This window comes from Pseudoxanthomonas wuyuanensis (genome assembly GCF_900215535.1).
GTDB classification, from domain to species: domain Bacteria; phylum Pseudomonadota; class Gammaproteobacteria; order Xanthomonadales; family Xanthomonadaceae; genus Pseudoxanthomonas_A; species Pseudoxanthomonas_A wuyuanensis.
In genome coordinates this window covers 240,547-253,353 of sequence record NZ_OCND01000002.1, presented here as the reverse complement: position 1 = coordinate 253,353, position 12,807 = coordinate 240,547, and the positions used below count along the sequence as shown (strand labels likewise).

General features: G+C 65.7%; 10 protein-coding genes. 8 read left to right on the top strand and 2 right to left on the bottom strand.

The annotated features are described in order from the left end of the window. Positions 1-48 precede the first annotated feature (48 nt). The 5 genes from CRO39_RS06165 to CRO39_RS06145 all read left to right on the top strand — a co-directional run bounded on the left by CRO39_RS06165 (position 49) and on the right by CRO39_RS06145 (position 7,499). Positions 49-1,251, top strand: coding sequence for an efflux RND transporter periplasmic adaptor subunit (locus tag CRO39_RS06165; protein WP_097120999.1), 1,203 nt, complete (start codon positions 49-51; stop codon positions 1,249-1,251). Between the two features lie 175 nt (positions 1,252-1,426). Then, positions 1,427-4,609, top strand: coding sequence for an efflux RND transporter permease subunit (locus CRO39_RS06160; protein WP_097120998.1), 3,183 nt, complete (start codon positions 1,427-1,429; stop codon positions 4,607-4,609). Between the two features lie 22 nt (positions 4,610-4,631). After that, positions 4,632-5,378 (top strand): SDR family oxidoreductase, encoded by a 747-nt coding sequence (locus CRO39_RS06155; protein WP_097120997.1) that lies wholly within the window; start codon positions 4,632-4,634, stop codon positions 5,376-5,378. Next, positions 5,372-6,790, top strand: coding sequence for an efflux transporter outer membrane subunit (locus CRO39_RS06150; protein ID WP_097120996.1), 1,419 nt, complete (start codon positions 5,372-5,374; stop codon positions 6,788-6,790). Before CRO39_RS06155 ends, CRO39_RS06150 begins: the two co-directional genes overlap by 7 nt. Positions 6,791-6,890: 100 nt before the next feature. Continuing rightward, entirely contained in the window at positions 6,891-7,499 is a 609-nt protein-coding gene (locus CRO39_RS06145; protein ID WP_217991838.1) for an acyloxyacyl hydrolase, read from the top strand. Positions 7,500-7,578: 79 nt separating this feature from the next. Here the strand turns inward: CRO39_RS06145 and CRO39_RS06140 are convergent, their stop codons facing one another. Beyond that, complete coding sequence (locus CRO39_RS06140; RefSeq protein ID WP_097120994.1) at positions 7,579-7,932, bottom strand: BON domain-containing protein; 354 nt, start codon at positions 7,930-7,932, stop codon at positions 7,579-7,581. 180 nt (positions 7,933-8,112) lie between these two features. Between CRO39_RS06140 and CRO39_RS06135 the strand changes: the two genes are divergently transcribed. Continuing rightward, positions 8,113-9,147 (top strand): oxidoreductase, encoded by a 1,035-nt coding sequence (locus tag CRO39_RS06135; protein WP_097121311.1) that lies wholly within the window; start codon positions 8,113-8,115, stop codon positions 9,145-9,147. 160 nt (positions 9,148-9,307) lie between these two features. On the opposite strand, the gene soxR is transcribed toward CRO39_RS06135, so the two are convergent. Further along, positions 9,308-9,742, bottom strand: a complete 435-nt coding sequence (gene soxR / locus CRO39_RS06130) for a redox-sensitive transcriptional activator SoxR (protein WP_202926236.1) — start codon at positions 9,740-9,742, stop codon at positions 9,308-9,310. 97 nt (positions 9,743-9,839) lie between these two features. Between soxR and CRO39_RS06125 the strand changes: the two genes are divergently transcribed. Then, positions 9,840-10,412: an NADPH-dependent FMN reductase gene (locus CRO39_RS06125; RefSeq protein WP_097120992.1), complete on the top strand. Its 573-nt coding sequence runs from the start codon at positions 9,840-9,842 to the stop codon at positions 10,410-10,412. Positions 10,413-10,468: 56 nt separating this feature from the next. Next, the gene (locus CRO39_RS06120; protein WP_097120991.1) at positions 10,469-12,310 is read left to right on the top strand and encodes an ABC transporter ATP-binding protein; all 1,842 of its coding nucleotides are present in this window, start codon (positions 10,469-10,471) and stop codon (positions 12,308-12,310) included. Positions 12,311-12,807: the final 497 nt, after the last annotated feature.

The following is a 12,807-nucleotide window of genomic DNA, read 5'->3' as shown; positions in this document are numbered from 1 at the left end:
CAGCCAGTTTTTGCAACCCCTCCCCTTCCCCACTACGAGATGCCTCCGATGAACCTGTCCAGATCTTTTGCGCCGCGCACGCCGCGGATTCTCGCTTTAGCCGCTTTCAGCGCGTTGGCCATCGCCGTCATCAGCGGCTGCAGCGGCCAGGCCAGCGAGGGCGGCCATCCGCCCGCGCCGGAAGTCAGCGTCGCACCGGTGCTGATCAAGGAAATCAGCCAGTGGGACGAGTTCAGCGGCCGCGTGGAAGCGGTCGAAACCGTGCAGCTGCGTCCGCGCGTGTCCGGCTACATCGACAAGGTCAACTACGTCGAAGGCCAGGAGGTGAAGAAAGGAGACGTTCTGTTCACCATCGACGACAGCAGCTATCGCACCGAACTGGCGCGCGCGCAGGCGGAACTGGCGCGCGCGCGCACCCAGGCCGAACTGGGCCGCAGCGAGGCTGCCCGCGCCAAGAAGCTGTCCGAGCTGCAGGCCATTTCCACCGAGGAGTACGAACAGCGCCGCGCCGCCGCCGACCAGGGCGGCGCCAACGTGGCCGCAGCGCAGGCCGCGGTGAACGCAGCGCGCCTGAACCTGGAATGGACCCGGGTGCGCGCGCCCATCGACGGCCGCGCCGGCCGCGCACTGGTCACCGCCGGCAATCTGGTCAGCGCCGGCGACGCCGCCAGCGTGCTGACCACGCTGGTGTCGCTGGACAAGGTGCATGTGCATTTCGACGCCGACGAGCGCAGCTTCCTGCGTTATGCGGAAATGACGCGCAACGGCGAACGCCCCAACGAGCGCGACGGCAAGGTGCCGGTGCAGGTGGGCCTGGTCAGCGAGAACGGCTTTCCGCACCAGGGCCTTGTCGACTTCCTGGACAACCAGGTCGATCGCAGCACCGGCACCATCCGCGCACGCGCCCTGCTGGACAACAGTGAGCGCCGCTTCACTCCCGGTCTGTACGCGCGCGTGCGGCTGCTCGGCAGCGGCCAGTTCAATGCCGTGCTGATCGACGACAAGGCGGTGCTGACCGATCAGGACCGCAAGTACGTCTACGTGGTCGACGACAAGGGCCAGGCGCAACGCCGCGACGTGACCCTGGGCCGCACCGCCGACGGCCTGCGCATCGTCCAGCACGGCCTGAAGTCCGGCGATCGCGTGGTGGTGAGCGGCGTGCAGAAGATCTTCTTCCCCGGCATGCCGGTCGACGCCAAGGCGGTGGCGATGGGCGGAACCGAGCCCGCACCCAAGGTAACGATGAAGTAGCGCCCCTCCCCTGCCAAGGCAGGGAAGGCCCGGGCAGGGCCGCGCGCCATGCGCAGGTTTGATGGCGCCGACCCAACCCTCTCCCAGCCCCGTATCGACTACGGGGCAGACCCTGCCCCTGCCTGCTCAGGGGCAGGTCTAGAAGCGTTTACTTTCAACTTTTCAGGAACCCCCCATGGACTTTTCCAGATTCTTCATCGATCGGCCGATCTTCGCCGCGGTGTTGTCGATCGTGATCTTCGCCGCCGGCCTGATCGCCATCCCGATACTGCCGATCGGCGAGTACCCTGATGTGGTGCCGCCATCGGTGGTGGTGCGCACGGTGTACCCGGGCGCCAATCCCAAGGTCATTTCCGAAACGGTGGCCACGCCGCTGGAAGAAGCGATCAACGGCGTGGAGGACATGATGTACGTCAAGTCCGTCGCCGGCTCCGACGGCGTGCTGCAGCTGACCGTGACCTTCCGTCCCGGCACCGACCCGGATGAAGCGGCCGTGCGCGTGCAGAACCGCGTGGCGCAGGCGCAGGCGCGCCTGCCCGAGGACGTGCGCCGGCAGGGCGTGACCACGCAGAAGCAGTCGCCGGTGTTCCTGATGGTCGTGCACCTGATATCGAAGGACGGCAAGTACGACTCGCTGTATCTGCGCAACTACATGCGCCTGCACGTCAAGGACGAGCTTGCGCGCATCCCCGGCGTGGGCGATGCGCAGCAGTTCGGCGGCGGCGACTACGCCATGCGCCTGTGGCTGGATCCGGACAAGGTGGCCGCGCGCGATCTGACCGCCAGCGACGTGCTGCGCGCCGTGCGCGAACAGAACGTGCAGGTCTCGGCCGGCCAACTGGGTGCCGAGCCGATGCCCAACGGCAGCGACTTCCTGCTGCCGATCAACGCCAAGGGCCGCCTGGAGACCGTGCAGGAGTTCGGCGACATCGTGCTCAAGAGCGGCAACGACGGCGAGATCGTGCGGCTGGCCGACGTGGCCCGTATCGAACTGGCCGCTGGCGACTACACGCTGCGCGCACGGCTGGACGGCCAGAACGCCTCGGCCATCGGCATCTTCCAGGCGCCCGGCGCCAATGCGCTGGAAATCCGCGACGCGGTGGTGGCCAAGATGGACGACATCCGCAAGACGCTGCCGCCAGGCGTGGACATCGTCTCCATCTACGACACCACCATCTTCGTTCGCGACTCCATCAAGGCGGTGATCACCACGCTGCTGGAAGCGACCCTGCTGGTGGTGCTGGTGGTGATCCTGTTCCTGCAGACCTGGCGCGCCTCGATCATTCCGCTGCTGGCGGTACCGGTGTCGGTGGTGGGCACGTTCGCCGTGCTGTACCTGCTTGGCTATTCGATCAACACGCTGACGCTGTTCGGCCTGGTGCTGGCCATCGGCATCGTGGTGGACGACGCCATCGTGGTGGTGGAGAACGTCGAACGCCATATCGAACACGGCGCCACGCCACTGGAGGCCGCGCACCTGGCGATGAAGGAAGTCTCCGGCCCGATCATCGCCATCGCGCTGGTGCTGTGCGCGGTGTTCGTGCCGATGGCCTTCCTGACCGGCGTCACCGGCCAGTTCTACCAGCAGTTCGCGGTGACCATCGCCATCTCCACGGTGATCTCGGCGATCAACTCGCTGACCCTGTCGCCAGCGTTGGCGGCCAAGCTGCTGAAGCCGCACGACGCGCCGAAGGACCGCCCTGCGCGCATCATCGACCGCCTGTTCGGCTGGCTGTTCCGTCCGTTCAACCGCTTCTTCAAGCGCAGCTCCGAGCGCTATGAAGGCGCGGTGTCGCGCGCGCTGGGCCGTCGCGGTGCGGTGTTCGCGGTCTACGCGGCGCTGCTGCTGGGCGCTGGCGTGATGTTCCAGGCGGTGCCAGCCGGTTTCATTCCGGTGCAGGACAAGCTGTACCTGATCGCTGGCGTGAAGATGCCCGAAGGCGCTTCCATCGAACGCACCGACGCGGTGCTGAAGAAGATGGCCGCCATCGCCAAGGAGATCGAAGGCGTGGAGAGCGAGGTGGCGTTCCCCGGCCTCAATCCTCTGCAGTTCACCAACACGCCCAACAACGGCGTGGTGTTCTTCACCCTCAAGCCGTTCAACGAACGCAAGAACAGCGCCGAGCAGATCACCGCCGAACTGAACCAGAAGTTCGCCAGCATCCAGGAAGGCTTCACCTTCGCCTTCATGCCGCCGCCCATCCAGGGCCTGGGCAACGGTTCGGGCTGGTCGCTGTTCATCGAGGATCGCACCCGCCTGGGCTATGGCGAACTGCAGAACGCGGTGCAGGCGTTCCAGGGCGCGGCAGCGCAGACCCCTGGCCTGGGTTATCCGATCAGCAGCTACCAGGCCAACGTGCCGCAGCTGGATGCCGAGGTCGACCGGGTGAAGGCCAAGGCGCAGGGCGTGCCGCTGACCGATCTGTTCGACACGCTGCAGACCTACCTGGGCTCGGCCTACGTCAACGACTTCAACATGTTCGGCCGCACCTGGCAGGTGATCGCGCAGGCTGACGCCTCGTTCCGCGACGATGTCGAAGACATCTCCAATCTGCGCACCCGCAACGCCAACGGCGAGATGGTGCCGATCGGCAGCATGGTGAACATCAAGCAGACCTACGGTCCGGACCCGGTGATCCGCTTCAACGGCTATCCGGCCGCCGACCTGCTGGGCGACGCCGACCCGCGCGTGCTGTCCTCCGGCGAAGCGATGGCCAAGGTGACCGAACTGGCCCAGCAGGTCCTGCCCACCGGCATGGGCATCGACTGGAGCGACCTGAGCTATCAGCAGGCCACCCAGGGCAAGGCCGCGCTGGTGGTGTTCCCGCTGGCGGTGCTGCTGGCCTTCCTGGTGCTGGCCGCGCTGTACGAAAGCTGGACCCTGCCGCTGGCCGTGATCCTGATCGTGCCGATGACGCTGCTGTCGGCGTTGCTGGGCGTGTGGGCCACCGGCGGCGACAACAACGTGTTCGTGCAGGTCGGCCTGGTGGTGCTGATGGGCCTGGCGTGCAAGAACGCGATCCTGATCGTCGAGTTCGCCCGCGAGCTGGAACTGCAGGGCAAGAGCATCGTCGAGTCGGCGCTGGAAGCCTGCCGGCTGCGCCTGCGGCCGATCATCATGACCTCGGTGGCATTCATCGCCGGCACCGTGCCGCTGGTGCTGTCCACCGGCGCTGGCGCCGAAGTGCGCTCGGTCACCGGCATCACGGTGTTCGCCGGCATGCTGGGCGTCACCCTGTTCGGCCTGTTCCTGACCCCGGTGTTCTACGTTGCGCTGCGCAAGCTGGCCAACCGGCCGCTGGTATCGCACGGTCCGGCGCCGCATGCCGCGGCCGAATCGGCCACCGCGCACGTTTGATTCTTCCCTCAAGGAGTTACCCATGAACAGTTCTTCAAAAATCGCGCTGGTCACCGGCGCCACCCGCGGCATCGGCCGCGAAACCGTACGCCAGTTGGCCGAAGCCGGCGTACACACGCTGCTGGCCGGCCGCAACCGCGAGAAGGCGGTGCAAGCCGCGCTGGATCTGCAGGCCCAGGGCCTGCCGGTGGAAGCGATCACGCTGGACGTGACCGACCCGGCCAGCATCGCCGCGGCCGCCAGCGAGGTCGAACAGCGCCATGGCCGGCTCGACATCCTGGTCAACAATGCCGGCATCCTGGTCGACGATCCGTCCAGGCAGGTGTCCGAACAGTCGCTGCAAGCGTGGCGCACCACCTTCGACACCAACGTGTTCGGCCTGATCGCAGTGACCCAGGCGTTCCTGCCGCTGCTGCGCAAGTCCGCCGCCGGCCGCATCGTCAACGTGTCCAGCGCACTGGGATCGGTGGCATTGCACAGCGACCCGTCTTCGTTCATCTACGACTTCAAGCTGCCTGCCTACAACGTGTCCAAGAGCGCGGTGAATGCATGGACGGTGCAACTGGCCTACGAGCTGAAGGACAGCGGCATCAAGGTCAACACCATCCATCCAGGCTACGTGAAAACCGATATGAACCATGTCGAAGGCGAACAGCGCGGTGAGCTGGACGTGCCCGACGGCGCCCGCACCAGCGTGAGGCTGGCGCTGATCGACAACGATGGTCCTACCGGCGGTTTCTTCTATCTGGATCAGGTGCTGCCATGGTGATGCGCACGCTGGTAGCCGCTATCGCCACGGTCTTGCTGGCCGGCTGCATGACGGTGGGACCGAACTACGCCGCACCCGAAACCGCACCCGCCGAACTGCAGAGCGTTGCCGAAGCCGGATTCGACCAGGGCCACCCCATCGCCAACTGGTGGGGCCAGTTCGACGACCCGGTGCTGGACCAACTGGTGCGCGAGTCGCTGTTGGCCAATCACGACGTACGCATTGCGGTAGCGCGGGTCAACGAAGCGCGCGCGGTGTTCAGCGAACGCCGGCTGGATCTGGCCCCGCATGTCACCGCCGCTGTCGAAGGCACCCGCAGCAAGCAGCCGGTCGAAGGCGCCGGGCGCGTCGAGACCGACACCTACACCGCCGGCTTCGACGCCGGCTGGGAACTGGATCTGTTCGGCCGGGTCAGGCGTTCGGCCGAGGCGGCGTACGCGGACCTGCAGGCGCAACGCAACGATCTGCATGCCGCCCAAGTCACCGTCGCCGCGGAAGTGGCGCGCAATTATTTCGAGTTGCGCGGCACCCAGAAGCGGCTGGACGTTTCCCGCCGCACGCTGGTCAATCTGGGCGAAACCCAGCGGCTGACCGAATCGCGCTTCGATCTGGGCGCCGGCAGCCAGCTGGACGTGCAGAACAGCCTGGCGCAGGTAAAATCGGTGGAAGCCGAAGTGCCGTTGCTGGAAGCGGCCGAAGCGCAATCGCGGCACCGGCTGGCGGTGCTGATCGGAAAGCGCCCGGGCGAACTGGACACGCTGCTGAGTGCGCCGCAGCAGGCGCCGGCCTTCGCCAAGGCCCTGCCGATCGGCGACACCACCCAGCTGCTGCGGCAACGCCCCGACGTGCGCGCGGCCGAGCGCAGACTGGCCGCCGCCACCGCCCGGGTTGGCGTGGCCACCGCGGATCTGTTTCCACGGGTCAGCCTGCGCGGCTTCATCGGTTTCCTGTCCGGCGGCTGGAGCAATCTGGTCGATGGCGACAACCGCGCCTGGTCGGTGACGCCCTCGATCAGCTGGGCCGCATTCGACATCGGCAGCGTGCGCGCACGCTTGCGTGCCAGCCAGGCGCAGGCCGACGGCGAGGCGGCTCAGTACGAGAAAGCCGTGCTGGGCGCACTGGAGGACACCGAGAACGCACTGCTGTCCTATGCCAAGCGGCAGGCACAACTGAAACTCCGGCTGGAACAATCCGTTGCCGCAACGCGCGCCGCGGAACTGGCCGAAGTCCGGTATCGTGCCGGCTCGTCGGACTTCCTGACCCTGCTGGACGCGCAACGCTCGCAACTGACCGCCGACGATGCGCTGGCGCAGGCCGAGGCCGGCGTCAATATCGGCGTAGTGGCGATCTACAAGTCGCTGGGCGGCTGGGGCGAGCAGGACGTTGTGCCGGCTCTGGCGGCTCAGCCCTGAGCTTGTGCGCAAGCCGAACCGATGAACGATAATGCGCCGTTTGCCCGATCCGGCAGCGGCGCCCGATTCCCCCTTTCCCCTCCGAGTGATGCAAGTGTTTTTGTCAGCCCCTGTTAGCCGGCCGGACGCCGGTCCTGCTCGCCTTCCCCTGTCGTTTCGTCGCCATCGCCTGGCGCGCCTGCTGATGCCGCTGGCGATGGCCTTCGCGTCGGTGCCTGCCTTCGCCCAGCAGACCGACGATTCGCGCTACAGCGCATGGTTCGTGCAGGCCGGCGTTTCCGAGAACAACCAGGCGCTGACCGTTGGCGCCACCCGCGACTGGCGCTGGCAGAAGCAGTACCGGCTGGGCCGGGTCACCGGCTACTGGGAAGGCGCGGTCGGTCGCTGGCTGGTCAATGGCCGCGGTTCGCACGATGTCACCCAGGTTGGGCTGACGCCGGTGCTGCGCCTGTATCCGCAAGCCTGGCAGCCGGGTTGGTTCATCGAAGGCGGAATCGGCGCCAACGTCATCTTCCCGACCTACGACGATGGCAAGAAACGCTTCAGCACCACTTTCCAGTTCGGCGATCATCTTGCCGTCGGCAAGCGCTTCGGACAGCAACGGCAGCATGAATGGGCGGTGCGCTTCCAGCATTTCTCCAATGCCCGCATCGAACGCCCCAACCCGGGCGAGAACTTCCTGCAGCTGCGCTATTCGCGCCAGTGGTAGGGCTGACGCCGGCGAGTGCACCGACGAAGCGGGCGCATCCACTGGATGCGCCCGCTTCACGTTCACGGTTTGCGGTCAATTAATCGGCCGAAGCGACGCTGAGCGCCGACGCATCGACCCGGGTAACGCCATCGATACCGCGGGCGACTTCGACCGCCTTGTCGATCTGGGCCTGGCTGCTCACGCTGCCGGACAGATGGACCTGGCCGTTGACGGTTTCGACCTTGATATCGAGGCCCGATACGTCCTCGGTGGCCAACAGATCGGCCTTGACCTTGGTGGTGATCCAGGTGTCGTTGACCGGTTGTTCGGATTTGCTTCCGGCCTCTTCGCTCTCCGGCGGGTTCGCCAGCGCGTTGCCAGCGGCAAACGACAGCGCCAGGGAAAGCGTGCCGACCAACAGCGGACGCGAAACCATGCGGTAGTTTTTCATGCTTGCGTACTCCTCAATGTAGGACCACGCGGGCAGTGTCTGCGCGCGCGCGTACAACACCGGTGAAGAACGCTTTAAGTTGCCGTATTGCGTACTGTGCGATTCAGCGTCATCACAGTTGGATGAAAACCCATCCTGCGCCGACTATCATGCAGGCACAGCAAGAGCATGGGCCCGGCAATGAAGACTCTCCAGGTGGCGCTGATCGGCTATGGCTTTGTCGGCAAGGTTTTTCACGCCCCGCTGATCGCGCATACCGAAGGCCTGAACCTGCATACGGTCGTATCGCGACAACCCGACGTGGTGGCCGCCGCCTTTCCGCAGGTTCGCATCGTCGCCGAGGCCGATGCCGCATTCGCGGATCCGGCGGTAGATCTGGTCGTCATTGCCGCGCCGAACAGCGCGCACGCGCCACTGGCCGAAGCTGCGCTCCGGCACGGCAAGCATGTGGTGGTGGACAAGCCGTTCACGGTGACGCTGGCGGAAGCGCAAAGCGTGCTCGCCCATGCCGAGCGTTCCGGACGCGTGCTGAGCGTGTTCCAGAACCGCCGCTGGGATGCGGACTTCCTGACCGTTCGGAAATTGATCGCCAGTGGCCGGCTGGGCGAGGTCGCCGAATTCCACTCCCATTTCGATCGTTTCCGGCCGCGGGTGGCCGACCGCTGGCGCGAGCGCGACGAGCCGGGCGGCGGGCTCTGGTTCGATCTGGGCCCGCACCTGCTGGATCAGGCGCTGCAGTTGTTCGGCATGCCGCAGGCGATCTTCGCCGACCTGGCGCAACAGCGCGCGGCGGCCAAGACGGTCGACTACTTCAACGTGCTGCTGCGCTACCCGCGCCGCCGGGTGGTGCTGCATGCCGGTTCACTGGTGCCTGCCAGCGGTCTGCGCTTTGCGGTGCATGGCACGCGCGGCAGCTACCTCAAGCACGGGCTGGACGGGCAGGAGGACCGCTTGCGCGCCGGCGGCATGCCCGGTGAGCCCGGCTGGGGAACGGATACGCAGCCGGGCCAATTGACCGTCGACGAGGGCGGCACATTGCGGACGGGGTCGGTGGCAAGCGTGCCTGGCGACTATCGCGAGTATTACCGGGGCATGCGCGCTGCGATCATGGATGGGCGGCCGCCACCGGTGACGCCGCAGGAGGCGTTGGAGGTGATGGGGTTGATTGAGATGGGCATTCAGAGTTCGCTGGAGCGCAGGGAGATTGCTCTGTAGCTTCGGTTCTCCGACGGTTTTTATCTATTTTTTCCGGATCTGATTGAGAACTATCGCTAAGTCTCTGGCGTACTGAAGATGGCCTTACATCTTTATCGCTCGACGGGGAAAACAACAGCAAAAGCTTTCGCACCTCAAGGTGCGAAAGCTTTTCAACTCGCTACGGCTCCAAGAACCTTGGCCCCGGTCCCTGCTCCCCCACCTCATCCTTCGGATTGCGCAACGGACAATTCTTCAGCGACAGGCAGCCGCAGCCGATGCAGCCGTCCATCTGGTCGCGCAGGCGGGTCAGGCGCGCGATGCGCTCGTCCAGATCCGCGCGCCAGCGCGAGGACAGCTTCTGCCAGTCCTGCGCGGTCGGCGTACGCGCCTCCGGCAACGACGACAGCGCCTGCTGGATGTCCGCCAGCGGGATGCCGGTACGCTGCGCCACCTTGATGATGGCGACCCGGCGCAATACCTCGCGCGGGTAGCGGCGCTGGTTGCCGGCGTTGCGCCAGCTGTGGATCAGCCCCTTGGATTCGTAGAAATGCAGCGTCGACACCGCCACCCCGGCGCGCGCCGCCACTTCCCCCACCGTCAGCTCCATCTTCATTCCCGTGCATGCGGCCTTGCCCATCGCCACCTCGCTTGACCTTAAGATTGGTTGAGGTTTTAACCTGCCCGCTCCCATTCCGGCAACCCCTGATTTCATGAACGACAAATTGCGACTGGCGATGATCTATGGCAGCACCCGTGAAGGCCGCTTCTGCGACATCGTGGCCGACTGGACCGCGGCGCAGATCGCCCGCCGCGACGAGTTCGATCTGGATCGCATCGATCCGGCGCTGCTGGATCTTCCCGACCGGCACGGCCGCCATGGCACTCCGGATCTGGTCAACCTGCAGCAACGCATCTGGCGAGCCGACGCATTCGTGGTGGTGACGCCGGAGTACAATCACGGCTATCCGGCGGCGTTGAAGTTCGTGATCGATTCGGTGCAGGGCCATTGGCAGGCCAAGCCGGTCGCGTTCGTTTCCTACGGCGGCAGGAGCGGCGGCCTGCGTGCGGTCGAGCAGCTGCGGCAGGTGTTTTCCGAACTGCATGCGGTCACGGTGCGCGATTCGGTCATCTTTCCGATGGCCTGGAACCGCTTCGGCGACAATGGACTGCCGCACGACGCCGAAGCCAGCGCCGCGGCCGGCGCCGGCATGCTGGCCCAGTTGGCCTGGTGGGCGCACGCGCTGCGGCAGGCACGCGCCGGATGGCCCTATCCCGCCAGCTGATTCCGCGCAGGCGTTTCCCTTCACCGCGCGCCCTTGGTGCGCAAACAGGCAATCACATGTTCCGATTCTTCGAAACGCGGGTGAACCCTTATCCGCAGGGCGAACCGACCACGCCGCCGCGGAAGCTGGCCGCGTTCCTGTACCACTACTCGCGCCCGTTGCTGCCTTGGCTGCTGCTGATGTCGGCGCTGACTGCGGCCATCTCGGTGCTGGAGATCACCTTCTTCAACTTCATGGGGCAGCTGGTCGACTGGATGGGCGCAACCGACCGCGCTGCGTTCTTCGACGTTCATGGCCGCGCGCTGGCCGGGATGGCGGTGCTGGTGCTGGTCGCGTTTCCGCTGGTGGTCCTGGGGCAGTCGCTGATCATGCACCAGACCATCTTCGGCAATTACCCGATGATTGCGCGCTGGCTGTCGCACCGCTATCTGCTGCGGCAGAGCCTGGCGTTCTTCCAGGACGAGTTCGCCGGCCGCATCTCGCAGAAGGTGATGCAGAACGCGCTGGCGGTGCGCGAAGCGGTGACCAAGCTGCTGGACGTATTCGTCTACGTGATCGTCTATTTCACCGGCACCATGCTGCTGGTCGGCAGCGCCGACCCGTGGCTGATGCTGCCATTGGGCCTGTGGCTGCTCGGCTACCTGGCGATCCTGGTCCAGTTCGTGCCGCGGCTGCAGAAAGTGGCCATGGCCCAGGCCGATGCGCGCGCGCTGATGACCGGGCGCATCGTCGACAGCTATACCAATATCCAGACCATCAAGCTGTTTGCGCATACCGACCGCGAGCAGGACTACGCGCGCGATGCGATGGACGGATTCATGCAGACCGTGCACCGGCAAATGCGGCTGGTGACGCTGCTGACGTTCACCCTGCACACTCTCAATGCGCTGCTGCTGGCCGGCATCGGCGGCATTTCGGTCTGGGCCTGGCAGCAGTCGGCCATTTCGCTGGGCTCCATCGCCGTGGCGATCGCGCTGGTGATGCGCATCCGTTCGATGTCGCAGTGGATCCTGTGGGAAGTCGCCGGCCTGTTCGAGAACATCGGCACCGTACAGGACGGCATCGGCACCATCGCCCAGCCGCTGGCCATTGCCGACGCGCGCGGCGCCGGGGAGCTGACGGTGGAACGCGGCGAAATCCGCTTCGAGCAGCTGCAGTTCCACTACGGCCGCGAGGCCAAGGTCATCGACGATCTGTCGCTGACCATACGCCCGGGCGAGAAGGTCGGCATCGTCGGCCGCTCCGGCGCAGGCAAGTCGACCCTGGTCAACCTGCTGCTGCGCTTCTACGACCTGGAGGGCGGACGCATCCTGATCGACGGCCAGGACATCTCCCGGGTCACCCAGGAATCGCTGCGCCGCAATATCGGCATGGTCACCCAGGACACTTCACTGCTGCACCGCTCGATCCGCGACAACATCCGCTACGGCCGGCCCGACGCCGACGAATCCGCGGTGATTGAGGCGGCGCAGCGCGCGCATGCCGATGGGTTCATCCGCACGCTGGCCGACCCCAAGGGCCGTACCGGCTACGACACCCAGGTCGGCGAACGCGGCGTCAAGCTGTCCGGCGGCCAGCGCCAGCGCGTGGCCATCGCGCGGGTGTTGTTGAAGGACGCGCCTATCCTGGTACTGGACGAAGCCACCTCGGCGCTGGATTCGGAGGTGGAAGCGGCCATCCAGGAGCAGTTGTACACGCTGATGGAAGGCAAGACGGTGATCGCCATAGCTCATCGGCTGTCGACCATTGCCGTGCTGGACCGGCTGGTGGTGATGGACGAAGGCCGCATCATCGAGACCGGCAGCCACGAGGAATTACTGGAACGCGATGGCCTGTACGCGGCGCTGTGGCGCAGGCAGTCCGGCGGCTTCATCGGCGTGGAGTTGGAAGAGGTTTGAACCGGGGACCGGGGACCGGGCAAGGCTCAGGCTTCACTTCCTCCTTTTCCGGCGCTCTTCAACAACCGATTGGCTGGTCAAGGGGGATGACCCACCATTCGGCGGTTGAAAAGCATTTGAGGGGGATTTGTTTTGTTCTTCAAAAGAACAAAAGCAAAACAGCAAATCCCCCACCCGATGGCGCGGGTACCTGTGTGCTTTTAAAAAGGCTCTTCTCCCAAGGCGGGGAACATCCATGTGGAATCCGATGGCCAGGGCAATGCGGGACACGCCGTAAACACCCGCTGCGCGGGCCCGGCCCACCATCGCAGATGGCGGGCGTTCGGCTGCGCGCGAAGCTGTGCTTCGCAAACGCTTGCCTCACCCCTGTGGGCTCTTACGCGGCATCCATGCCGCGTACGGTCCCGCATTGCCCTGGCCACCGGCTTCTGGACAACTGGCCGGCGCTCGAAGAAAGGCCTTCCGAAGTCGCGATCTGTCAGCTGCGCAAAGGCGAC